Source organism: Cysteiniphilum sp. JM-1, assembly GCF_008711525.1.
In the GTDB taxonomy this organism is placed as follows: domain Bacteria; phylum Pseudomonadota; class Gammaproteobacteria; order Francisellales; family Francisellaceae; genus Caedibacter.
On record NZ_VXKS01000002.1, the window covers coordinates 100,118 to 124,443 of the forward strand.

A 24,326-nucleotide genomic window follows, 5' to 3' on the forward strand; every position below is an offset into this window, starting at 1 on the left:
AAGACGCAAACCCTGATATAGCAAGCATTTGGTATTGATATATTTTATAACTGATTAATATTACTACTAAATGCTTGCGATTGAATATTATCATTATTGATCCAGCCACAGGCACTTTGATTATCAGCTGTCATCCCAAGACTACTGCTACCGCTACAGGCAAAAATAAACTTTGGCTCATAATAGTCCGATTGGTAACTGCAACTAATCGGTGCATATTGTATTTGCTCAACTGAGGTAATACTTGATAAGTCATCACTCATATACACCTTACAAAATGGCTGCTGATTATAAGATGCCTGAAAATAGAGTTTGTTAGTTGCTGAACCGTCTTTACCATAATCTTGTTCTGACTTTTGCTGCCAGCTAATCATGCCATTATTATGTGCGAAACCAAGCAGATATTCCTTGGCGTTTCCCATAAACAGATTGGCTATATTAACAGTTACAAAATACATTTGGTATTTCTTTTGATCATTAGGATTAATCATGCATTCGAGCGTGTTATCATCAATTTGACCAGACCAATGTTTATCACATGCATTAAATTGATGCAAATCAGCTGCAGGCATAAAATCACTATTCTCTTGCCACTGTCCATGTATAACCGGCCTAACTGTTTCATAAACATTCAATGTCATATGTTTTAGCAAGCTGTTATCAATATAATAACGCCCACTGTAGGATTTAAAATTATAGCTAAGATTACTTTGATTGATTGACTGTTTCGCCGAATTCCAAATACCTAACATCCAACTGAGACCATAATTGTATGATGTACCATTTGGATAATCATTAGCATAATTATCCCAAAAGGGGTTTAAGTAAAATACAAATTGACTGTCATCATTCAACGTTAAGGTCACTTTATATTCGGCAGTTTCCTGATTATTATTCCATAATAAATAATGATTCTCTGTATTGAGTTTTTCCAAATCACCATCTTTAACTGCCTCAACATCAACTTTTTTAATTTCAGGTTGCGACTGAGGGTCCATAGTAAACATCAGCTCAAACACCTGCCGCCCACTGCCATCATCTGCATAGCTTTGTTGCATCAATACCACTATTGAGATCAATAGTGCCAATAGTATCCGTTTCATTTCTTCCTCATCTTTTATTTTTATTCAACTTCCACACTTTGCGATTTTTTCAAAGACCACCTCAAATAACTTGAATCCATTACAAAATAATTTACGCTGGAAGCTCGTGATTCATTTCTTGGACTAAGGCTTGCACAAATTTCTCAATTACTGCTTCTGGAGAATGTGTTCCATCAAGTCTCCTTTGCGCTTCAGATTTAAGCTTATATGCAGGATAAGTAAGCTTTTCCACACCTTGATCTTTATAAATCACCTCATTATTAATTTGCTTTATGACTTTCTCTTGAAAGTTGGCTTGTTCAATTTGCTTATTCTTTAAAATAGCATGTTGATTGGCGTTGCCCTCGACTTTTAAACCCGAGATATCAACGCCCTGTTCAATCAGTTGATCTAAGATAGCTGTCAATGCATCATTTTTTAGATTTTTTAATGTACCATATGGTTGATATCCAGCTTCGAGCATAATCGCTTGAGCCAAGGCTTCCTTATGAAATTTACCTTGTGGAAAACGCAATGAGAAACCACCTTGATGATGGTCATCTCGATATAACTTAAACTGTTTGTTTTTGCCAAGTGCTAATTTATGTGTATCTTGTCCTCGTGTATCTATCACCAAATAGTTATGACGTTCCTCTTGAGTGTGATCAAAATGCTCAAGATAATCATGCCCATTTTGTGCCTTATACGCTTCCACTCTTAATGTTTTAGCAACTTGCGTTAACTTAGCTTGATCCGTTGGAATCAATAGTACTTGATCTTTAGCATTTTTATTGACCAAGGCTTCACTAATTAGATAAGCAAACTTATTTAAAAATAATGGCGAGTTATATAGTTCTTTAGGCACTGAAACTAGGCGCTTACTTCTAAAGAATGTATTAATATCAAAATTAAGCTGTCTTCTTAGGCGTTCACCTACTTCTGGCGCTGTGCCATAGTTTTGTTCATTTAAAATTTCACGTACTTTTTTTTCTAATGGACTTCTAGGTTTGCCATCTTGCTCATATACATCTGAATCATCTAATATATTATTTTTATCTGACTTGATCTGTGTATTACTATCACTTATCTTGTTATCAGTTAGATTCTTTTGATTATTTTCTTTTGAAACACTGTCATCAAGTGATTGATTCCTGTTCTTGCTGTTTTCAGTTTTACTCACGATCTTTACTCTTTAAGTTATTAATTCTTTTGTTCATAGTTATCCTTGGCACCATTTTCATCATCATGCTGACGCTTTTGTTTTGCGTAACTGCTTGCCAACTTAGCATTGCTATCACCCCCTAAAGCACCAGTTGCTGCTTCTCCCACACCTGATATCGCTCTACCGGATTCCATAACATGCCCTTTACGTGCTGATAACCCTTCATCAGCACTTTTTTGTCCGGCTTGACTGGCTTGTTGTGCGCCACTTTCTGTGCCTGATTTAATTTGCTGAAATTCTTGCTCACCGGCGCGCTCGCCACCGGAGTGTCCAACCCATTGCAAGACTTTATCTGGTAATAAGTAGATAATTGAAAAGCATTTGTTAAACGCAATTGCCAAGAAGCTAACAAAGACAAAGATCGTAAATAAAGCAATGACACCAGATGAAATATTATCAGTCGCCGTATAGTCCACAGCAATTAAATTCATACTACTCACAATGCCATGAAAAGCTTGAACTGAATACTTGACGACAACATAGGTTAATACAACAGAAGTCACTAAACCAATGATCATCAATACTGGGCGAAAGAATAAATTCACTGCCATTTGAATGCCTGGTTGTGACTTTCCAAAGACCTGATGTCCCTCAGGATACACCATTCCAAGTGCCACAAAAGGAGCTGCAACAAATGCTTCAACAACCAATAACAGCCAAGCAATTTTACCCGCCCAGAAGAAGAAAAAAGGTGCCAAGGGTAAAACCAGTGAAAACATAATGCCATTGATAAATATAAGACTTAAGATAACAAACAATATTGGCAAATACATCATTTGCAGCATTAAATTATACAAACTCATGACTGAAATTGCAGTTTGCGTCTGCATCGTTAAACTGGCTGTTCCCTGTAGTAATTTACCCGTTCCCTGCAGCGCCATTCCGACAAATCCAGGCTCATTATTAAAAATAGCAAATGCCGAGGTTGCAGCTCCTGCCGTACCAAGTGCTAAAGCCCCTGTATTTAAGCCAAACGATGCCCACGCTGCTCTTTTTTGAGCATTTTGTAAATCATTAAGCTTTGAGGCAAAGTACTGATAGGTGTTCTGATAAGCATTCAGTGCACGATTGATCATATCACGCCCTAAATTCTGTAATTGTTGAATATATGAACCTTGGTTATATCCCCCGTTATCTTTGTTTTCCCCAAACTTATAAATTTCGTCTAAAATACTTGTCGTATCATCTTTGGCTTGATTTGCCGAAGAGTCTTGACTCTTAAATAACCTATTTAAAATTGCAGTTACCGCATCTTTAGCAACGTCAGAAGTATTGTCACTCATGCTATTACTCGGTTGAATAAAGCTCACACCATTGATGTCAAAGTACGTCATCAGATTAATTAAATTATTTAATAAATTTTGCGCCTCTTGTTGATTTTCCTTATATAATGGCTCAGCGATACTCATAATCATTTGGATATAAGACTGTGCTTTGGCGGATAAGCCATTATTAATAGATTCTTTAGCCAAGGTATACTGATCTGAGGATTGACCAAATACCTTGCCGATAAAGTCTAAAGTGGACTGCATTGATCCAGCTTGCAGCTGACCACTGGCAATTAACTTCCAAAGATCTGGGGCATTTTCTTGTGTTACATTAGCAATCCCTTTTAAGACATTGCTACTTTCTGGAATAGATGATGGCAAAGTGCTTAAGCCATTAATATTATAAACACCATGATTATCAGGCTTAAGTGCTGTATTACTAAAAATAGTTTGTGCCAACACCTTTTGCAGATAAATATTAGAAATAATAGTGGCAATTTGTGTATCACTTGACGTGACTTGCATTTTTTTGCTGATCTGACTAAATGCCTGCTGCAATGCTTGAATATTTTTCTCAAGCATTTGATCCAAAAATAAATATTTTTGATCAGCATCCCACCAAGTGCTTTTGATATTATCCGTAGATTGCTTTGGAATATCATGATGCTGTATCGCATAAATCAGATCACCACTATAACTAGATAAAAGCTTTGCATCGGTTGAATTAGGTATAAAAATATCCATCTTGGCAAAGGGGTTATCCGTTGTAAGGCTATTTAACTGTGCAGTAAACTGAGCTTGAGAGGCAATCTTTAGATGCGTTTTTCCGATTTGATCTTGATAAGTATCTAAATATTGATCTTGACTGTTGGCTTTCAATAAATAATCAGCATTTACCGTCATATCTCCCAAACCTAGCTGATAATAACTTAATTGGCTATTGTCATCATTAAGCACCGCACCACATACACTATTACCCAACTGGATACATTGACTAAAGTTATTGACCAAAAAATTACTCACGCCACCGCTATCTTGCGGTAAAAATTTCTCAAGATTATCATTTGATTGATCATCGGGCTGCCAAATATTAAGCAATTGATTGATGCTTGATTTATTAACACCATTTAACGAGACATCATAGCTAAATCGACACTTCTGTAATGGTTGGCTATTATCGCTTGCGGCTAGGGTCATCTGTAAGGTTTTATCTGTGTCAGATGCGCAATCAATCACCTTATTTTCTTGTGCCGCTGCATAAGCATTAATTACAAATCCATGTAATAAAAAATAGGCATTTTGGTCAATAATCTGTTGTGATAGTCCACTAGGAATTACCGCCTGAGAACCTTTAGATGCCGCTTTATAAGCATCTTGCCAAATGTGATCAGCAAAACCTACCCCCATACTGACTAAATTAAATATCGCCCACTGCGCCATACAATAGCCCGACTTGGTGGGAATCACAGCAATGGCGCCAAATACCGTTCTTAGTGGTAACCAATAACTATCCCAATCTTTGCCTAAAAACACACCATCGCGCGCTGAATGAATCGTACCGGCAAATAAAATATAGCCAAACAACACCATGCCAATCGATAACATGCCAATATTGAATCCATAAATGATGTGCTGAAAAAGCGTTAACGAAGCGTCGTGTAATGAAAACGGCATCCCTCCGGTTAAAAACTGCTGTAGAATATCAATTGACTTGTCATGATTCGCGGGTGCCCACATACTCATTTTTCAACTCCCTTTTGCCTTTTTTGATTTATTATTTCCTTTGTTTTTAGCTAAATGTTGGTAGTCATCATCCTCCGCTAAGGATTGTTGCTGCTTCTTGTCCGCTGTAAGTCGAACACTTAAGATTTTAAAATATCCAGCTAAAGACAGATGTTTTAATTTGTGCTTTGCCTGCGTTAGCCACATGTGATAACGAAACACATACAAAAACAAAATGACATTGAGCATTAGCATCATTAAAGTAGCTTGCCAAACAGCATGTGTTTCAATAACGAGATAACCAAAATACCCAACACCCCCACTAAATAATATCAAGAAGAAATAAAAACGATATTTTAAGGCTGTTAAGCATTGATTATATAATATTTCATCGGTTAGTGTTTTGTTGATTTTCTCCTTATCTACACTTTGTTGACTCACCCTTGTCAACGCTATAAATGGCAAGATTAGCAAACGCTTTAATACATTATGCTGCTGCTTAATCGCATCAATCATAAAGGCATTCTGTAATAGCTTTTTTGTTCGCTTAAATTTAAACATCGTTATGATCTCTCATCTAACCTATCTGCTACAAAATGATAATAACAAATACAAAACACACACTTTCTTTTATGCAGTAAAATGACATCTTATCGTAAGCTAAATCATATAAAGCATTACCGTTTTCAACGCATTTTTAATGACATAAATTCTATTAATCGCTCATTTGAAGATAACTAGGAAAAACTTGCATGTATCTCATTTGAGACCTATACTAGCAAACACATATTTTGATCAGGAATAAACTTATGGCTAATACCTCAATGTTACATGTTCGTGTCGACAATCATCTAAAAGCTGATGCAGCTGAGAAACTGTCTAGCATTGGCTTAACTCTATCTGATGCAGTGCGTATTTTGCTAACACGCATTACAAAAGAAGGTGGTTTACCCATAGGGTTAACTACTGACCTTGAGACTCATGACCTCTGGTTTAAAGCTAAAGTTAAAGAGGCACTCACTGATACGAACTTAACAATCCCACACGTCAGCATAATGAGCGAGGCACAAAACTTAATCAATAACAAACGCAACCATGGTTAAAATACAATGGCATGAATTAGCACGCGCTGATCTTTTTGCTATTCTCAATTACATTTCAAATGATAACCCTGATGCTGCGCAGCAACTTAAAGATGAGGTTGACTTTAAAATATCTCATCTTATCAAATTTCCAAAAATCGGACGTCCTGGGCGAGTAAAACGCACAAGAGAACTCATTGTGTGGGCAAATTATATCGTTGTCTATCAAGAAAATCAGCATATGATAAAAATACTTCGCCTGCTACATGCTGCTCAGCAATGGCCTAAAACATAATTTATACGCTCTTCTATACCCCTCAAAAATTGGGGTAATTTCAAAATCAATCTGTCGATAAAATATGCTCACCCCCAGAAAAATAATACCCATCGTGAATCATTTTGCGATATTTAATGGCAAAGTCATTTACGATGGGTGTCAACAAACGTTAAGGTAAAAAGGATTTACAATGAAACAACATATTGTTTTTATCGGTGACAATAATCCAAAAAATAGTGATATATACCTCAAAATGCAGGCACTAAACCACTGGAATTTATTTGTTGCTAAAACCCCAAAAGATATTAATCGTATGCAGATGCAAGGTTCACTTTGCTTGATTCATGCTGAGTACTTTTTAAAAACTGAAGTTGCCACATGGCGCACCTTAAAAACACGACATAATCTATGCTATATCGTCTATGATTTTACACAAGAACATGAGTTTATCAGTTTGAAAAATGGTGCTGATGATTATATTGCACTACATGATCCGTTTGATTATTTGATTAATCGAGTAAGCTCGAGACTAGAGTATGTATCACTTAAGCCAGTAACTCAATTAGGACACAAAACATCAAATATCGTACGTTTTAATCAATGGCATTTTGACCTAACCACCCTTTCGCTTTATTTTGAAGGCAATGAAATTCACTTAACACAAAAAGAAAAACTGTTGATGAACATTTTTATTCAACATGACTTTGAAATTCTATCACGCGAGAAATTACACGCCATTTTATACGGTGAAACTGATAATCCTGAATTTTTGCGGCGCATTGATCTTTTGGTCTCAAGATTAAAACGTCGCTTGGAATCATATGCTGACGAGCATCAATATTTCCAAGCCATTCGCCATAAAGGCTATATTTTCTGCATCCCAACACGTTGGTAGTTTTTTTACTTACAATTTTCATACAATTTATACATTCTAACCGCTTAGCTTCAATGATAGATTGCGTTCATACAAATTTATTAATAAAAAATCAGATATAGAATGCAATCAAGACAGCGCAAGGTATTACCCAGTTTAAATCAGTTATTACAACCAAGCCTAAAATGGCAACCACTGATTTCACCAGTACAGCGACGCTTGCAAAAATACGGCATCATCCTAAGTGAAATTGACTTCATATTCAATGATGGCGATAAGTTATCAAAAAGAGCCAAAGCATTTAGCAATCTGACACATGCTAAAACATACTATCAAGCAAAAGTTTTCGATATTGATCCTAGTCTACTGATTGATCAAATGTTTGATGGTGAAAGCTACAGCTGGCAATCTATTTTCTCACAACATCTCATCAGTAATTACTTTAACAAATTACAATATACCAACATTCCATATCGTATCGTCATTCACAAAACAATTGATGATATGACCGTGCTGTTGCAATATAATTACACCATTGACATGATATTGCCATTGCATCATCAAAACCGCTTAATCGAAATTAGTAAAATTGCTTCTGATCATATCCTCAAACAGTATATTGATCAATTAAAAGCAGTTCATGACTTTACTTATCTAAATCTCTCTCACCTTGAAAATAGACAAGATCTCAAGCCAAATTCAACATGCTTTCAAGAAGGCAGTCTGATTGATTTTTATAATGCATTAAATACTGATCAAAAAATTGCACCACTATCAAAAAAGCAAAAAGAAATTGCTAAGCTCGCCTATGAGGGGTGTACCACCAAAGAAATTGCCTATAAACTCAATATCGCACAATCAACAGCAATAGATTATCTTAATACTATCAAATCAAAGCTTGGTGCTAATAGCAAAAGCTTGTTGATACAGCGCCTGCATCACTCTCCTTTTTTGTTTTCTGCCTAATACTAGCTAATACTAATATTTATGCATTGAAATTACGAATAGTTACGGTTGTGAGCTTGATTGTTATTAAAGAAATTTACAAAATATTCCTCAACGTCTCCAGCATCGCTTACAAATGAGTTATTCAAGTCATTACCTTCAATAACACTTTCATCATTAAGTGATATTTCGTTAACGTTAACGTGATCATTGATATACTCTATCATATCCGTGTTGGCATTATTCGGTTTGACACTTTTTGCTGACATATTTGCTCCTTAAAATTTATTTGTGTTTTTAACATTTTTAACTGTTCTCATGACGAAATTTAGTCATGATGGCATTAGCTACCTCTCCCCTTGAGGGAGAGCTCATGCAGCTTAGCTGCGCGGATGAGGGGGAATAATTAAAACTCAACTTAATTGTAGAAATTCAGACTTTACCTTACCTGTAGAACTTTAGACTCGGGCTTACCGTTGCCTCGTCATCCTTAGACAATCTCTGAACCCTTAGATAATTCTTCAAGTGAACTTAGGTAGTTTTTTATTGATTCTGAAGCATTTTTTTCGGTAGTTGTTTTTCCCCAGTTTACAAAAGATGATGTACTGCGATGCTTGTAAATATCAGTCGTGTTGACCTCTTGACCATTTTTAATCCCTGATATTAACTTGTCTACTGCTTTAATCTTTTCTAGTGCATTTTTGTATGTTTCACATTCCCCAAAATTCACATCTTTATCGTTTGCGATTCCTTTCAGTCGCTCAATATCATTATTGATCGCGTCATATAGTGCATCCTTGTTCTCTTTAGTAGAATTTTTTATATAATCTTGTAATGGCTTTTTTAAGTTATTATAGGTTGTTGTATTATTCATTGACCAATGCGAACGTTTATCATTTAATTTAAATGTATCAACAATTGTATCAAAAGACCTACCTGTCAATTCTAGTGAGTTGCTGTTAATTTTTTCTAACAAATCATTTAATTTTTCAACTCGAGTAATTCCTGAGTTATCTTTGATACGTTGCTTTTGTTTTTCTAGTTCATCAATGGCTTTTTTGACCACAGGTAGGCTGGTATTGTAGTTAGTAGCATTTTCTTTATTCGCTTCACTGCAATTATCTATATTAACAGGCTGATTTTCTGAGACTTTCTTGAAAATTAAAACATCATTTTTTTTATTGTTTATTTTCTCTTCTACCCCTTCTAATTGAAGCTTTATACTATTACAATCAACCTCTTTTTGACTTAAATTATGTTTACAATCATCAATGATAGTAGGTAAATTATTGATGTAGATATCTTTCGACTCAGAATTTATACCAAGTGAAATTTTATCTTTAATACTTTGTTTTAATGTATTTGTATTATCAGAATTATATCGAGTCATTAAATTATCTAATTTACGTATTTTATCTGTGCTTTTAACATCAGAACGAATAGATCCATCTTCGTTAAGCAACTCTAAAATTTCTTTGTAATCATTATAAGAATTCTCTAGATTGTCTAAATTTTTCTGCTCTGTCTTAATATCATTTTCTAATGACTTTACTTTTTCTGATAGATCATCTCTTTGCGTCGTTAGCTCCCTAGAATCTTGATCATTCCTTTCATTAAGTTGCTTTAAAAGTTCTTTTTTATAGTCATAAAATTTCTGATCACGCTGCTGATAACTTATCAGCAATGGATGTAACGCTGTATAGCTTTTATTTGTACTAGGGAGCTTAGGTATTGGTAATGTTTCATTATTATCGTCTTCACTAATATACTCTTTGCTATCGTTCTCGGAAATGATATTCAGATTTTCAAAAGAGCTTTTTATATCAGTATGCGATAAGCTAATAATCTTAATATCTTTTGGATTTAATTTCTGATGATTGGAAATGCTCTCCATCATCCCCCTCAAAGCACTCATTTTGAGCAGACGTGCTTTAGCGTTACCGCTATCTTCTACATTAATTTGTTCAAAATAAGATCTTGCAATACGCTGATATTGAGCTTTTAATGTATCCATTAACTCTTGGTCTTCAGGCAAATCTTTTGATTCTAATTTAGGTAAGCTTGCTATAGCCTGCTCAACTTGATGATCAATAATAGCATCCTTTAAATTAGCATAAGCAGTAGTATTATAGTTTTCTTGACGGGTTTGACCACGCTTTAGGCGTAATTGTCTAACTAAGTCAGTGATTATAGGATTTGTAATTATATGTTCTTCTTGCTCAGTTCGCACACTCTTTTCTGAGGAGGAATTTAAAATATTGATATCCTCACTATTTGATTGAGAGCCCTTCTGTCTATCAACATATTCACTAATATCATCGGAAATTATTGGATCCTCATATTGGGAGTCGTTTCTGACACCTATATCCAGATTGTTTTTTTCACATATCTGGGTAAATACTTCAGCAATTCCTTCCATTCTTTCCTTTAATATTTTTCCACCATTGGTTTGAGCCTCAACGGATAGACGCTGATATTCAATTAATATGCCATAAAGTATAGGATATAAAGTATTTGTTGAATCTTTGACTTTTTCATCTTTTATCAAACCAAATAGTTTTGATAGGTTATTAATTTCACGTGCCATAATTTGCTCCTTAGTGATTATCTATTTTACTGACTTTTTTCTATTTATTATTACAGCAGAACACCCTGATTTAGTCATCATTTCTCATTGCTTAAGATATATCAACACAAACGCTGATAAGATTAGGCTTTAGCACTTGATGAAAGTATTTTTTAATGTCGTTTATGTAGCAATTAGTATCAATAAATGCTTTTAATCATCTCTCCTTCGACTTCGCTCAGGGTACGACTTACATCATTGGTTAGGCGTGAGTCGAAGCCAGATATTACCTCTCCCCTTGCGGGATTACTCGTGCAGCTTGCGCTGCGCGGGTGAGGGGGATATTATGCCCGCCACTAACGTGGCTGATGACAGTGACTTTTTTCCCGCAAAAAAGTCACCAAAAAGCTCGCCCTACAAGTTTTGTTAACGCCAATACCATGGGATTTTTGCAAACTCGTTGCACTCAAACATACAAAAATCTCATCCATGGTATTGGGCGCAAAACTTTAATGGGCATCAAGTTAGCCAATCAATGCTTATTGACATAGTGATATTCGGAAAGATTGCCATAGGAAATTTTAGTTTTTAAAGCAGATAAGTGCTTAGCACTGTTTGAGTGCAACGAGTTTGCGTAGCACCTGCTTTAAAAACGTTAAGAAATTTGTGAGGCTAGCGTTTTTGCTTACTTTTGGGGCAATGCCAAAAGTAAGTCACATCAGCTGTGAAACAGCGGTGAATAAAGTTGAATAAGTAATGAGGCAAAGCTAATTACAGGGCAGTGGCGGGCATATCAAGTCGATGGAGTCAGGAAAGTGGATGGAGTCAGGGCTAATTTTATTGCTATTGCATACACCTGACTTGCTCCACTTGATTGATCATATTTTATCTTTGTTTAAAGGCTTATTATCACTTACATTTTTATCCAAGAATGCAATGAGATCATTTGGAGCCATCTTAACGGTATTTCCGCCGAGCTTGGACATTATTTTGGCTAACGCAACTCTTTCGGATACCGCGCTCATGATAAACTGATTCATAGAAACTCCTTCTGCCTCGGCAACTTGCTTTAAATCATCATAGATTGAATTGGGTAGTCTTAGCGCAAAATTAGCCATGATAAATCTCCTTTACTGTTTTCAAAAATTGTTGTGGCGTTATTACCTCCACATTAAAGTTTTTTGCACCCTTAAAGTCTTTAATATTGTGCGTTACAATATAATCAGCAGCACAGTTTATAGCTGCTTCTAAAACCATTTCATCTTTATTGTCACAACCAGTTGGTCTATATCTGTAGGATATTAAGACCTTTTCAGATAAATCAATGTATGCCCTTAAAAATTGATCAACAAAGTCATGCTCAAACCTTCTCTTTAACACAGCCTCATATTCACATATTAAGCTAACAGATACACACGTGATTATCGCGTTATGGGCAATTGATGTTGTTAATATCTGGTATGATGCACCATTTTTTGAATAAAGTGCACTATATATCACATTGGTATCTAATATTATTTTCACAATAAGCCACTGGTTATTCGACCCTTTTGATATTATATACAATATTACTTATTTGTCATTAGCAATGACAATTTAAAAGTGACGAAATCAGGGCTAATAGTTCTTAAAATACACTTTTAATCAGAGTGACAGCAGCAGAGTGACAGGGTCAGAAGGGGTGACGGGGTCAGAGGAGTGACAGGGTCAGGGCTAATTTTTGTCATGACCCAACGTCGTCCTTGAGTCATGACCCATTTGAGTATACTGAGTGATATTAGTATCTAACTGCGCAAGTGGTTGTCGAGAAGAGAAGAAGCTTATCACTTTATTTTTAAGCCAAGAAAACCAATTAGCACTATCAGATAATAATGCATTTACTCTTTGAGCAATATTGCCGCTGTGAGCTTGTACTTTGCTTGCATGATTCTGTGCAAAATTCTCATAACAATTAGCAACAAAATAGTTGGTATTTATACCGCCTACACCTAGATTATCATCCATTTTTTGTATCAAGGTACTGCACTTTGGCGTGCCCGTATCTATTAACGAAGGCGTTACTCCAGCATTGTAAATATTATACTGATCATTCAGCTTATGGATTGCCATAGAAAAGTTATGATCATCTATACGATTTTCCAGATAGTCTTTTAAGATTGTATCCACCTTAGATGCTAACACACTTGACTGACCATTAACCAAATAAGACTTAAACAGCGTGTTTAAGTTTTCAATATAACTAAAACGCTCGTTGGCACTCTTACAGCCCTTTAAATTCTGATGATCACTCAAAGCTAAAAACATCGCTTGCATCATCGATGAATGGTCTTTTTGCTGATCAACATTGCGATGAAAGTGATTAAGATATAGTTTCAAAAATGCATTTTTTAAGTTGAACTGTTGGGACGCCTGATAAGGTATATTTTGCACGGCTAAATACAAATCATCTTTAATGGATTGAATATATTTTATTGTCTCTTCTCCTTCAACTGCTTGATGAAACCATATGTTTTGTTTGGAGCTAGGTGTTTCTTTAGGTATATTTTGCAGAAATTTACGATAACAACCATTAACTTTGTTAAGTAATGACAGTGAAATATTATCCTTGGCAATCGTATTTAAAATAGCAATATCGCTCATTAGCATTGCCTCTTTGGCTGTACTATTGACCGAGTCATATTTTAATCGTCGTGAATGTTGATTAACCGGAATATTAACCACATAGAACAAACTGATTTCATCGTCATATTTCAACATGTCATCTTGCTCAGCATTATAATCATGCATCGCACGGAAAATATTTTTTGCACTTTGTTCTTGGTTATTTTGATCATAGTACACCGGTATTGAGGTGAATAAATTGTAGATGAATGGGTTACCATTTGTAGCTTGATTATTACGATCTAAAAATTCTGCTATCTGTTTTTCAATCGATTTGGTTTGACCAATATTTATCTTTCTTAATGATGGGCAGCGATATTGAATCTCAACTGGTGTCGGCTCCTTTTTACTGACAATATCAGATAGACGATATTTTTCAATCTTCATAATTGCTGGATCGCACTGTTTTTTACTATGACTAGATTGGCTAACGCCATGCGTGTGAGTCAATAGTCCCGTGACCGCATTGGTTTCGATCACATCAATATCAAGTGCGGTATTAATTTTGAGGTATTCTCTCAGTGCTTTATCATCTCTAACAATTATTTGGCTTTCTTTTTTAAGCAGCTTACATAAGTGATTTTCTACGCTAAGTGCAAATTGCTCACGCTTTTTATCAATAAATTGATTAAGCTTAGCAATACTCATTTCACGCTCACTATTTAAGAAACCAAATAACGCCCTATTAATATTGTCATAAGACGCACTGTATATCGTCTTAAATACCTGCTCTTTAATATCTGGTGAAGCATTCTGCATCGTAGCATTAATAACCCGCCAGCAATGAAAATACATCTCTTTATGAATAGGAATAATGCTAAAACGCTGATCAGAGAGCATAATTTCTGCATGGTGACGCGCATAGCCTTTTTGCCATTTTTCAGCATCAATATTAGCCGATAGTTTTTCAACTATCGTTTGTGAGCTTTGAATGCCTAAGCTATCGATACAGCACAATCGCTTGGTGTTATTATCATAGCTTTCAAACAATACTTGACCGTTTATATCGTAATATAAGTCATTCTGGTCTCCATCAACTGATAATGCTAATAACTTATGGTAAAAATTTTTAGGCACCGCTTTATTTTCTAATTTATTATCACCCATGCTATTTCTCCTACTATGTTTAGAGTACTTTTATTGAGTTACCATATTGCTTAGGCATGATTTAAAACTATCTCTATTTTCTGAATAACTCTGGCAGAAAGTAATGTCCTCTGACTGACGTTTCTGCGACATACTATCATAGTTAGCTAGATCTTTACCTAACTGCTCAAGCTCACCTTTAGCCTTAATCAAAAATGGGCTCTTATTAGTTAATTCATCATGTAGAAGCTTAAGAGTGGCTCTAATTTCTTGACGAACTTCACGTAGATAAAACCAAAAAGCACCTGTATTGGTCATCATAGAATCATTTTTCAATTTTTGAACAAAATCTACTGTCGCTTTGATACTTTTATCGATTTTATCGACATAAGCCTGTGATGCCTCAGGTATAAAATTAGCTCCTTGTTGATGTACAGCAAAGAGAATATCATTACTTTTAACGTATTTTTGAACAGCATACGCTAACATCTTCTGTGGTGTATATAATGGTGAAGTATATGCAATATGCTGACGAATGAGATCAGAGATATTATCTAAACTCGCAGTGTCTCCGATTACTAATCTATTTGCAAAAGACTCAGTGAGCAATATCTCAGGGTCGATAAGCAGTCGCTCTTTAAGAAATATACGAATTTTTAATTTTGTCTCCTTATCAATCATTTGATTATTGGGGCCGATACAGTCTGCTAATTGCTTAAGTAATAAGACATGATAAATAGTAAATTCATTGTTATGCTTTATTGATCCTTTGCCCTGACTATTATCATCACCCGAATGAATAACTGGCTTTTGCAATAATGAAAATAGAAAATCAAATGAGTTATTTAAATACTTATCAATATTGTGCTGATTCAACATAGGTGTGTTACCATCTGCGGGCAAGCCCAACGTATCACGAAATTGGCTATCTCCTCTTAGGATAAAAATCTGATCTTCTTTTGATACTTTGGCAAAGGCTATATTAACTTTTCTTGCCTCTGTTTTTAGATTATCGCATCTTAGTACTTTTATTTGTGTTAAATCATTTTCAACCCCACCAAGCTCAACATAAAAATCAATAAGTGCTTGTGGCGCTTGCTTATCCCGAGGTAACCTTGCTGCGATCTCTAATAGTTGATCTTTAATTTTTTCTTTAATATGAAATTTTTGGATAAAGTCATGCTGTTTTGTATCATTTAAGTAAGCTTTCGTCTTAGCAATACACTCTTCAAACGCTTTATTATTAGCCTTTTTGATTAACATCAAAACAAAATCATTCGTCTGTCTTTGTGATGTTTTAGCAATAGGCGCTACAGCATTCTTACCTAAATCAGTCTCAATTCGCTTACTGTGGCGATATCGAGCGGCATATTCTTGCAGCCATGATTGACTTGATCCCACAAAAATATAGGCATTATAAACCATCCCATCACAATGATCCTTATTGTATTTTTCTAGTTCAGCAATATCTACAACAGATGTTGGCTTATTGATATTGATTTGTCCCTTTAACCGTATCGCTTCTTGATCAATCCTTTGTGCGATCTTATCTAAGCCTTGGCGATTATCTTTGCCACGCTTATACTTAATTGACTCAATATTGGACACTGAAAAATAGCTTGTAATAGCAGTAACTGCAGTTGCAACTAAGGCAATAGCCGCAACACCTGCAGTGATTGGTGCACCAATGATTGCTGCCGCACCAAGCGCTATAGCGCCTGCAGTCAACCCTGCAACACTTGCTGTTAAATATGGATGTCTTGCTACAGCTGTCGGTTCATCCATTTGTTTAACGAGGAATCCATTAAATTGCTTTAAAAAATCCACTTGCATTTTTTGAGTATAAGACTCGACTTCAACCTCAACCTTACTGAAATATTGCTGAAATAAGGATGTCCATGAGCAATTGTTTTTTTTCTTTTCAATTTTTTGATCATTATATTTATAGATAGCAGCAAATGCTTCATTAAACAAGTTATCAAGCGCTTCTAGAAAGTACGTTTCAACGGCAATGTTATAGTCTAGCGCGCTTAAATTGTGTTTGTTTTTAAACGTTGCCAACATATCGATATTGACATCGTTACTTCTCCCAAATAGCAAAGACTCTCGGTAATAAAAAAGCTTAATAAACTTTTCAATCAAACTCTCACTAATTGCTAAAAACCCAGATGATTCAAGTGCCTCTTGAAACTTTTTCGAGTCCATTGCTGGCTTATTTTGCTGAGCGAAGATCTCAGACCAAATCTCATAAAAAGTCTTCGCCATAATACTACCAATAGCAAGGCTTATATGAGTTACTGCAAGGTCTTTTCCAGGAATTGAGTCAGGAATAGGCAACGTATTATCAAGCGCATATTTTACTAGGAAGCTTATAGTCAACCCAACCCCTTCAACATCCTTATTTTGGATTTTGATTACAGGCGTTAAATCTTCCATCATATGTTCAATATGATTATCAAATTCATTTTTTAATTGCTTGATTTGCTCAACACTATTTTTTATGCGCTTAAATCTTTCAGACTCATCGACTTCGCCATTGACAAAATTGCCCCCGCTGTGATTTGTCTGCAAATAACTAATCATCACCTTGTCACAATAGTTTCGATGATTGTTGCTTACGGTATTCATCACATCAGCAACTGTTGGTTTGTGTTGACTCGCACTTTTATTAGCTGTCATGTCATGCTCCTTATCAGTCTTACTTATCTGCTTGAATTGCATGATAATAATTTATCTAACAAGGAGTGATCGTTACGATTTTATCACTGCTAAAATGATATAAAAAAAGACTTTATCACTTCCACCATGATGCTGCGTAATTATACATACTGGTTGCTGCAGTTGATGCTTTACCAATATATCCCTGATGATCTAATTGATAACTTACGTTTTCTTGTGAGAATACATCTTGTAACATATATCCTAGTTTATGATTGGTCGATGGTCGATAGGTTTTACTTGATAACTTCAACGATTGACCAACATGCTTATACCCTTGACGCCCCAAAGGAACGGTTGATACCGGATCTTTGTAGCGCCACAGACGAATGATATCATGCCCATATAACTCATTGACTTGTTGCGCAGTATGATAGTCAAAAACACGTGGTGAGTTAAATGTAATAAGGATTACCGTAATATTTTTGCTTGCGGCACTCATTTGCTTAATCGCATCCACTTTATCGGCAAAAGCCAGAGTTGCTGTAGCAGCTCCTAGGCTATGTCCGGTAAATATAACTTTTATCTTTTTACCTTGTTGCAGTAAATTGGTAATCGCTGTTTGCAATTGTGTCCAAAGCTCATTTTTACTATTATCATAATGTTGTTTAAATCCCCTATGCGTTTTGGCGTTTTGAAACTGACCAAGTTCAACATCATCCATAAAAAATTTCATATCCTGGATTACATCAGCACGAAATTGCGTCCCGTGAAAGGCAACAATAATTTCAGCCTGATGACTTTGCGCACTATGATTAATGACCAACATACCATCGCGCTTTTCTTCTTGTTTCTGCGCAGCAGAATAGAAGTATGGGTTAGAATAACCAAAATATTTAAGCTCATAACCATAAATACCTGTTAACACATGATAGTAACTGTCTTGATCAACTTTATAACCCTGTGCATGCTCATTTTCAATACAACCCTTTGCATCGTCTTCCATAATACAATGATGCATTACCGCCTCAACATACGTCGCTTTTTCAGCCATTTCAATATTGTATCCATTATAACTCTGATCAACATACTTAATTTTATCAATTTTATATGATGCATCCGCAACTAGAGCTGCTTTTTTTATATCATTAAGTCTGGAATCCCCTCTTTGCTGATAATTAATTTGCGCATAAGATAACGTTTGTAACCCAATCACCGATAATGTTATTAATGATGTTTTTCTAACAACTTGTCTTAACATTATTTATTCTCCTTACAGAATAGTTTAACTAAACACTCAAGATGAAATCTATCTATCAAACCAATAACTTACCTTGATTAAATCCCCGATAAATTAAGTAATATGATCAACATAGACACCACCCACCTTTGCATGCTGCAATACAGCATACTGTGGAAATTCTAGATAAAATCAGCTGCATAAAATATTTAACCAATGTATTAACATGTATCGTTTTGCCGCATATTTACACTAGCAGACATAAGTAAAGATCCTAATATTAGCCATCGCCTTTATGGGTATACTTTGCTAAACTTCAAGCAAATATCAGTGACTGGCACCAACAAATGATAACAAAACGCAAAAACCTGCCCATCGGTGACTCTACCCTTAGTCAGATTAGAACGAGAGATGCCATTTATGTCGATAAAACTCGACATCTATTACAAATGATTAACTCAGGACGGTATTTCTTTTTATCGCGCCCCAGACGCTTTGGCAAAAGCTTAACCCTCGATACGTTAAAACAGCTTTTTCTAGGCAATAAATCGTTATTTAAAGACACCTTTGCTAAGACCAATTGGGATTGGAATGTCACTTATCCTGTTATTCATCTAAGCTTTGGTGGATCAAGTGCTTACAATAGTGAAAAAACAACATTAGATATTATTGAATTCACGCTAGAAGAGCATGCCAAGGCACATGGTCTGTCACTTCCCAAAAGAGACTATGGCGCCCAACTTCATTATCTGATTAGAGCATTACATGACAAATATAATCAGCCTATTGCCTTACTTGTCGATGAATATGACAAACCGATTTTAGATGTCATCACCGATGAAAACAAAGCAACGCGCAATCGTGAAATATTAAAAGGACTCTATAGTGTTATCAAAGACAATGATGCGCACTTAAAATTTGTTTTTCTTACAGGTGTAACCAAGTTCTCCAAAGTTAGCTTATTTTCAGGGTTGAATAATTTAACAGACATTAGCCTTGATCAGCGCTATACCGATATCTGCGGTTATACACAAACCGAACTTGAATCCTCATTCCAAGATTATTTAATCGATGTTGACAAAGATAAACTTAAAAAATGGTATAACGGCTATAACTTTGCCGGCCTTGAGCAACAAAAGGTTTATAACCCTTATGATATATTGCTGTTTATCGATCAAGGTTATAAATACCGTGATTATTGGTTTCAAACGGGCACGCCTTCATTTTTAATTGAGCTATTACAAAAATATCGCTATCGAGTCCCTGACTTTGAGAACTATCAGGTGCAAGCGAGCTTTATCGATAGCATCGATGTAAAAAATATCCCACTTGAAGCATTACTATTCCAAGCAGGCTACTTGACCATCAAAGAAGAAATATCAATTGGTATGCGAATCGGTTATCGCTTGAGTTATCCCAATCTTGAGGTCAAAGCCGCTTTTAATAATTGTGTCTCGCTCATTGGCACGAACTCACACGCCAACGCCGTCAATAATAGTCGCCTAAGTGACAGCTTACTGTCTGATGACTGGCAAGTGTTTTATGATTGCGTGGTAGCCCTTTACGCCTCTATCCCCAATGAGTGGTATCGCAATAATCCCATTCAAGATTATGAAGGTTTTTATTGCACTGTGATCTATAGTTATCTAACCGCACTTGGTTACGATGTGGTTGCTGAGGACTCGACCGCAATTGGACGCATCCATATATCCATTGTCATTCCTGATTACAAAGTGATTATTCTTGAGCTTAAAGTCGCTAATGATAAAGATGTCTCTAAAGAGGCTTTACAACAAATCATCGATAGAAACTATGCCCATAAATTTCTGAATATAGGTTTACCGATTTATCAAGTCGGACTTTCCTTTGATCAGAATACACGCGCAGTCAATGGTTTTATGGTTGAGTTATTTAGCTGATGCTAAAATGGAAAATTGTTAAGTTGTTTGTATATAACATGCTTTTGTCACTTCCCTTAGATAGAGTCCCAATGCATTTAAAAGCTCATCCTCATCCGCTGATGCTGTACCTGAATCAATGGCATTTGCAATATCCATAACTGAGTCACCAGCATCCAAGGCATTGCGCAATTTATCAGCCGAAGCAGTATTAAGCAAACTGTGCACTGTGATAATTTTATCAACCCCAACATTATCTGGATCAATAAACGGATCACCGTTTAGCTGGTCCAGTACTGAAATAATCGTGCTATTACCAGAGGTTGAATTCGTAGTAATCAATTCTCTTAAGCGATCAACATTTTCAGGTCCTGACCAAGTACCATCATGAGCATTGATCTGTGTTGACTGAATAATCGGTGTCGGTCCCTCTTCACGTAACGTGAGCTCACCATTAAGCACTTTTGGATTGCCCGCGACGCCACTTGTAACGCCATCAGCAATCAAGGGATGATATTTAACCGTAACATTGTCGTCATTGTAGGTAGTAGCTAACGCTCGATCTAGCTTTTGTTGAGCAACAAAATAAATCAGCGTATTGCCACAGCGCGTCGCCATCGCAAGAGGTATTTCGATTTTTTCAGTACCATCATAGGTATATATCAGCGGCACATTAAATGGGAAGATGAATCCGTAGTAGTGACTTATGCCGCTATGTGTAAGGCTATTAATCCAAGAGGAACTTATATTCTCCTCACTAATATTTGCAGTATGATAGGCATTATTCAAGAGTGAACCAATATTTGTACTGGTTGCTAATGATACTTGCGTGATCGCAGGTAGACTAATGAGTGAAACTGGAATGGTTTTACTTAGCTTTTGCCCTGTCGCTGTATTGATTGCCTCAATATTCACATTCATTGTCTCAGGTTGGTAATGATTGCTAACATTTGGTGCAGGTCTCGATGCATTATTCGCTTCAACACTAAACTCGCACGTTGCACCATAGTGCAGTGTACTGCCATGGCACGTATTAGTCACAATGGTTAAATCTGACGGTGCTGTGATATTAACCGTATAGCCATCACCTCCAGTCTCCATAACACCTGGTCTGCGAATATCTAAGGTGTATGTGTTTTGATTAATACTAGGGGCTAGCAATGCTGCTTGATTATTAGTATCCGTTGCAATATGAATGATTGCTGCAATCGCTGACGGATCAGCTGCTGGTGAATTATCCTTATTATTAGTGCTACCTCCACCGCCACCACAACCGACCAGCAATAGTAATGGTGTAACAATCACTGATATTTTTTTAATTTTAGTCTTTAAAATAAACACGCTTTGATCTCCTGTATATTGTTTTTTTACAATGCTTAGCTGCACATAAAATTTTAACCTTAATACAAAGCAGAGATCTATTCTGAATAACTGCACAAATGACATAATTTTGACCCGTTTTAACAAATCAATTTTTTAATTCATATTGATGTTATCATCTTGTAGCTGGTTGATATAATGCGCTGAGGTGGTATACGGCGTTATCTGTTTATTTTCAAGATCAATGACCAAACAGCCATTATTATTATACTTAATATTACTTCCGTCACCATAGTAGCCTGCTTGTTTCTTATAGTCATTATAGTATCGTGTATATAGATAGCTTAACGTATGCCCAGTCATATCTTTGTAAGTATTCATACCAAAAGATTCAGGCTTTACCCTAAAATAATACTTCACCTTTTTTTTATCTTTACTATCTTGGTTAGACACGCTACTTTGGAATAAATCAACCGTCTCATCAGTATCTGAAAATAGTGTATCAAGATAATCAAGCTTGCGTTCAGGCTGACCAGAGTTTAAATCATGGTAACTCATATAAGGTTTCGGATATGAAAATACCACATGCCTAAAAGTCTCATGTTGACTTGATATATAATCTTTGGGGTCTAAATAATATCCCCACGTAAGATCTCCATGCGTTGATTTGCGCCCATATACTTTTTTCTCACCACGCAATTTCTCAATATAATCGTAAATAGCTTTTGCCTGACCATAGCTCAATCCCATAATAATCGCAACACCACGTTCAAAGCGACCATACTTCGGCGTGTCAACTCTAGAAACACCTTCAGTTAAATCACTGGCATTAATCACCTCGCTCTCAATACTCTCAATACTCTCAATATCTGTATCTTTATCAATAACATGATCATCAGTTTGCTGACTGAGAGGTTCAACTTCGCGATTAACTAGCTCTTTTATAAAATTTTCAAAGGTATATGCACTTGCATTTCCAATTTGTTTAATAAAATGTTTATCATTTTTCTTAGGTTGATTAATCTCTTCCTTCGCAATATTTTTATCTAAATTAGCGGCTTCAATATGCCAACTATCCCTGCCTTTGATAAATACAAAAGCATCTGGCTCAGAAGCATTATCAACATATGCCATGACGGGAGAAGGCTCTGCACCATCAATAAATACCGCAGCTTCTTGGACATAATCGTATTCTTGCTTGTTAAGTTTTTCTAAAACATCCTTCATACATTGATCACTCATGACAGGAGTGATTCCTAATTGATTATCTTTCTCTAATCGTAATCGACATGACAAATTTATCTTGCGTATCTGCCGCCTTTAGAATTATCGTCTCTTTAACGATCAACGGCTTCGTTTTTGACTGATCTCTTGTTGGTATTGCATTATTATTTGCAGAATAGCCATAGTAGTAGTCATAGTGATCATCAAACTCACTTTGACGCTCAATCATTTTATCTTTACTGCTTACTTTTCTGACGCAGTGACACTCTTGATCATATTCGAGCTTAAGTTGAGCATCATTGCTACAATCACGCTTTTCAGCACATGATCTAGATACATCCTCTATATATTCGTACTCAACAGGCTTTATCTGAGCTAAATCTTTTGAATGATGCACATAACTATACTCATGCTTATTTGCCAAATCCTCTATGCTTCTATAATCAAAGCCAGAAGAAAACTTCTGTTGCTTATCTGTATATATTGGAGATGAATATAGACCCTTATAAACTTTCTTTGCTTCAAAATCCGTGATTTGATTTTTATCCAACTTTATTGGCGTATGGATTTGATACTCCTCACGATTGATAATGAATTTGTCTGGCGTGTTTGATATAGCAACATCTTTCATTGTCACAAGCTCCGTAGCTACCTCACGATCACGAACTTGGGCTTTTTTAGTTTTATTCGCATAATTTTTTGCATAATTTAAGTGATTTTTGCCTGATCCTAGACGATGATCTAGGTTATTAATAAACCGTTTATCTGCTGTCACCACCGCTGGATCTTTTTGAACTTGTTTGTTTTCAACGATATATTCATAACTGAAACGGTGATCTGATACATCATCAGGCGCCTTATATGAGTGTTCATAAATATAAATATTTTTATTCGATTGGTATGCTTTTCCATTATCAACCGTCTGTAGCCTAGGTTGAGTGACAACCGGTGATTTACCTTTATCAGAATCATCTTTTGTATTGTCACTAACAACGTTATCCTCAGTCTCACCATTGGCTGGCTTAGGTAACTCTATAACGCCATTAGATGAATTATTTCCTTTGCAACCCGAGAGTAACAAACAGAAAATGATTAAATATATTGTGTGAAATTTCATATAGTTAAACCAAGTTGAATTTTAAGTTTTGATTTAATTACTAATAACAACCGACGACCACGTGATTGAATGAAGATAAAAATT

At 35.7% G+C, this 24,326-nt stretch carries 19 protein-coding genes; 5 read left to right on the plus strand and 14 right to left on the minus strand.

Annotated features, from left to right (window positions below):
* Window positions 1–44 precede the first annotated feature (44 nt).
* The 4 genes from F3D68_RS01200 to F3D68_RS01215 form a co-directional block, all read right to left on the minus strand.
* The gene (locus F3D68_RS01200; protein WP_151192708.1) at window positions 45–1,103 is read right to left on the minus strand and encodes a hypothetical protein; all 1,059 of its coding nucleotides are present in this window, start codon (window positions 1,101–1,103) and stop codon (window positions 45–47) included.
* 91 nt (window positions 1,104–1,194) lie between these two features.
* The gene (locus F3D68_RS01205) at window positions 1,195–2,262 is read right to left on the minus strand and encodes a hypothetical protein (protein WP_151192709.1); all 1,068 of its coding nucleotides are present in this window, start codon (window positions 2,260–2,262) and stop codon (window positions 1,195–1,197) included.
* Window positions 2,263–2,282: 20 nt separating this feature from the next.
* Window positions 2,283–5,315: a DotA/TraY family protein gene (locus F3D68_RS01210; RefSeq protein ID WP_151192710.1), complete on the minus strand. Its 3,033-nt coding sequence runs from the start codon at window positions 5,313–5,315 to the stop codon at window positions 2,283–2,285.
* A 3-nt stretch (window positions 5,316–5,318) separates the two neighbouring features.
* Entirely contained in the window at window positions 5,319–5,855 is a 537-nt protein-coding gene (locus F3D68_RS01215; protein WP_151192711.1) for a hypothetical protein, read from the minus strand.
* Between the two features lie 248 nt (window positions 5,856–6,103).
* Here F3D68_RS01215 and F3D68_RS01220 point away from each other — a divergent pair, with 248 nt between their 5' ends.
* From F3D68_RS01220 to F3D68_RS01235, 4 genes are all read left to right on the plus strand, one after another.
* Window positions 6,104–6,397: a type II toxin-antitoxin system RelB/DinJ family antitoxin gene (locus F3D68_RS01220; RefSeq protein ID WP_151192712.1), complete on the plus strand. Its 294-nt coding sequence runs from the start codon at window positions 6,104–6,106 to the stop codon at window positions 6,395–6,397.
* The gene (locus F3D68_RS01225) at window positions 6,390–6,671 is read left to right on the plus strand and encodes a type II toxin-antitoxin system RelE/ParE family toxin (RefSeq protein WP_151192713.1); all 282 of its coding nucleotides are present in this window, start codon (window positions 6,390–6,392) and stop codon (window positions 6,669–6,671) included. The genes F3D68_RS01220 and F3D68_RS01225 overlap by 8 nt, the downstream gene beginning before the upstream one ends.
* 172 nt (window positions 6,672–6,843) lie before the next feature.
* Window positions 6,844–7,548 (plus strand): winged helix-turn-helix domain-containing protein, encoded by a 705-nt coding sequence (locus F3D68_RS01230; RefSeq protein WP_151192714.1) that lies wholly within the window; start codon window positions 6,844–6,846, stop codon window positions 7,546–7,548.
* Window positions 7,549–7,650: 102 nt separating this feature from the next.
* Window positions 7,651–8,493, plus strand: a complete 843-nt coding sequence (locus F3D68_RS01235; RefSeq protein WP_151192715.1) for a helix-turn-helix transcriptional regulator — start codon at window positions 7,651–7,653, stop codon at window positions 8,491–8,493.
* A 32-nt stretch (window positions 8,494–8,525) separates the two neighbouring features.
* On the opposite strand, the gene F3D68_RS01240 is transcribed toward F3D68_RS01235, so the two are convergent.
* The 7 genes from F3D68_RS01240 to F3D68_RS01270 all read right to left on the minus strand — a co-directional run bounded on the left by F3D68_RS01240 (window position 8,526) and on the right by F3D68_RS01270 (window position 18,704).
* Complete coding sequence (locus F3D68_RS01240) at window positions 8,526–8,741, minus strand: hypothetical protein (protein WP_151192716.1); 216 nt, start codon at window positions 8,739–8,741, stop codon at window positions 8,526–8,528.
* Window positions 8,742–8,962: 221 nt separating this feature from the next.
* Window positions 8,963–11,059, minus strand: coding sequence for a hypothetical protein (locus F3D68_RS01245; protein WP_151192717.1), 2,097 nt, complete (start codon window positions 11,057–11,059; stop codon window positions 8,963–8,965).
* Window positions 11,060–11,916: 857 nt separating this feature from the next.
* On the minus strand, window positions 11,917–12,156 hold the full coding sequence (locus F3D68_RS01250) for an Arc family DNA-binding protein (RefSeq protein WP_151192718.1): 240 nt from the start codon (window positions 12,154–12,156) through the stop codon (window positions 11,917–11,919).
* Window positions 12,149–12,562: a putative toxin-antitoxin system toxin component, PIN family gene (locus F3D68_RS01255; protein ID WP_191092650.1), complete on the minus strand. Its 414-nt coding sequence runs from the start codon at window positions 12,560–12,562 to the stop codon at window positions 12,149–12,151. Before F3D68_RS01255 ends, F3D68_RS01250 begins: the two co-directional genes overlap by 8 nt.
* A gap of 189 nt (window positions 12,563–12,751) precedes the next feature.
* On the minus strand, window positions 12,752–14,806 hold the full coding sequence (locus F3D68_RS01260; protein WP_151192720.1) for a hypothetical protein: 2,055 nt from the start codon (window positions 14,804–14,806) through the stop codon (window positions 12,752–12,754).
* Between the two features lie 30 nt (window positions 14,807–14,836).
* A complete protein-coding gene (locus F3D68_RS01265) occupies window positions 14,837–17,464 on the minus strand; it encodes a hypothetical protein (protein WP_151192721.1) in 2,628 nt (875 codons plus the stop codon).
* A 115-nt stretch (window positions 17,465–17,579) separates the two neighbouring features.
* Complete coding sequence (locus F3D68_RS01270; protein WP_151192722.1) at window positions 17,580–18,704, minus strand: lipase family protein; 1,125 nt, start codon at window positions 18,702–18,704, stop codon at window positions 17,580–17,582.
* 326 nt (window positions 18,705–19,030) lie between these two features.
* On the opposite strand from F3D68_RS01270, the gene F3D68_RS01275 reads away from it, so the two are divergent.
* Window positions 19,031–20,602, plus strand: coding sequence for an ATP-binding protein (locus F3D68_RS01275; RefSeq protein ID WP_151192723.1), 1,572 nt, complete (start codon window positions 19,031–19,033; stop codon window positions 20,600–20,602).
* 18 nt (window positions 20,603–20,620) lie between these two features.
* On the opposite strand, the gene F3D68_RS01280 is transcribed toward F3D68_RS01275, so the two are convergent.
* The 3 genes from F3D68_RS01280 to F3D68_RS01290 form a co-directional block, all read right to left on the minus strand.
* The gene (locus F3D68_RS01280) at window positions 20,621–21,922 is read right to left on the minus strand and encodes a hypothetical protein (RefSeq protein WP_151192724.1); all 1,302 of its coding nucleotides are present in this window, start codon (window positions 21,920–21,922) and stop codon (window positions 20,621–20,623) included.
* A 135-nt stretch (window positions 21,923–22,057) separates the two neighbouring features.
* Window positions 22,058–23,143 carry a hypothetical protein gene (locus F3D68_RS01285; protein WP_151192725.1) on the minus strand — a complete coding sequence of 362 codons (1,086 nt, stop codon included), beginning with the start codon at window positions 23,141–23,143 and terminating at the stop codon, window positions 22,058–22,060.
* 22 nt (window positions 23,144–23,165) lie between these two features.
* Entirely contained in the window at window positions 23,166–24,242 is a 1,077-nt protein-coding gene (locus tag F3D68_RS01290; RefSeq protein WP_151192726.1) for a hypothetical protein, read from the minus strand.
* Window positions 24,243–24,326 lie beyond the last annotated feature (84 nt).

Excerpts from the sequence above, each read along its gene's own strand:
- F3D68_RS01220 (WP_151192712.1), top strand. The coding sequence starts at position 6,104 with ATGGCTAATACCTCAATGTTACATGTTCGTGTCGACAATCATCTAAAA.
- F3D68_RS01240 (WP_151192716.1), bottom strand. The coding sequence starts at position 8,741 with ATGTCAGCAAAAAGTGTCAAACCGAATAATGCCAACACGGATATGATA.
- F3D68_RS01250 (WP_151192718.1), bottom strand. The coding sequence starts at position 12,156 with ATGGCTAATTTTGCGCTAAGACTACCCAATTCAATCTATGATGATTTA.
- F3D68_RS01225 (WP_151192713.1), top strand. The coding sequence starts at position 6,390 with ATGGTTAAAATACAATGGCATGAATTAGCACGCGCTGATCTTTTTGCT.
- F3D68_RS01265 (WP_151192721.1), bottom strand. The coding sequence starts at position 17,464 with ATGACAGCTAATAAAAGTGCGAGTCAACACAAACCAACAGTTGCTGAT.
- F3D68_RS01235 (WP_151192715.1), top strand. The coding sequence starts at position 7,651 with ATGCAATCAAGACAGCGCAAGGTATTACCCAGTTTAAATCAGTTATTA.
- F3D68_RS01210 (WP_151192710.1), bottom strand. The coding sequence starts at position 5,315 with ATGAGTATGTGGGCACCCGCGAATCATGACAAGTCAATTGATATTCTA.
- F3D68_RS01245 (WP_151192717.1), bottom strand. The coding sequence starts at position 11,059 with ATGGCACGTGAAATTAATAACCTATCAAAACTATTTGGTTTGATAAAA.
- F3D68_RS01270 (WP_151192722.1), bottom strand. The coding sequence starts at position 18,704 with ATGTTAAGACAAGTTGTTAGAAAAACATCATTAATAACATTATCGGTG.
- F3D68_RS01230 (WP_151192714.1), top strand. The coding sequence starts at position 6,844 with ATGAAACAACATATTGTTTTTATCGGTGACAATAATCCAAAAAATAGT.
- F3D68_RS01285 (WP_151192725.1), bottom strand. The coding sequence starts at position 23,143 with ATGAGTGATCAATGTATGAAGGATGTTTTAGAAAAACTTAACAAGCAA.
- F3D68_RS01200 (WP_151192708.1), bottom strand. The coding sequence starts at position 1,103 with ATGAAACGGATACTATTGGCACTATTGATCTCAATAGTGGTATTGATG.
- F3D68_RS01260 (WP_151192720.1), bottom strand. The coding sequence starts at position 14,806 with ATGGGTGATAATAAATTAGAAAATAAAGCGGTGCCTAAAAATTTTTAC.
- F3D68_RS01290 (WP_151192726.1), bottom strand. The coding sequence starts at position 24,242 with ATGAAATTTCACACAATATATTTAATCATTTTCTGTTTGTTACTCTCG.
- F3D68_RS01215 (WP_151192711.1), bottom strand. The coding sequence starts at position 5,855 with ATGTTTAAATTTAAGCGAACAAAAAAGCTATTACAGAATGCCTTTATG.
- F3D68_RS01275 (WP_151192723.1), top strand. The coding sequence starts at position 19,031 with ATGATAACAAAACGCAAAAACCTGCCCATCGGTGACTCTACCCTTAGT.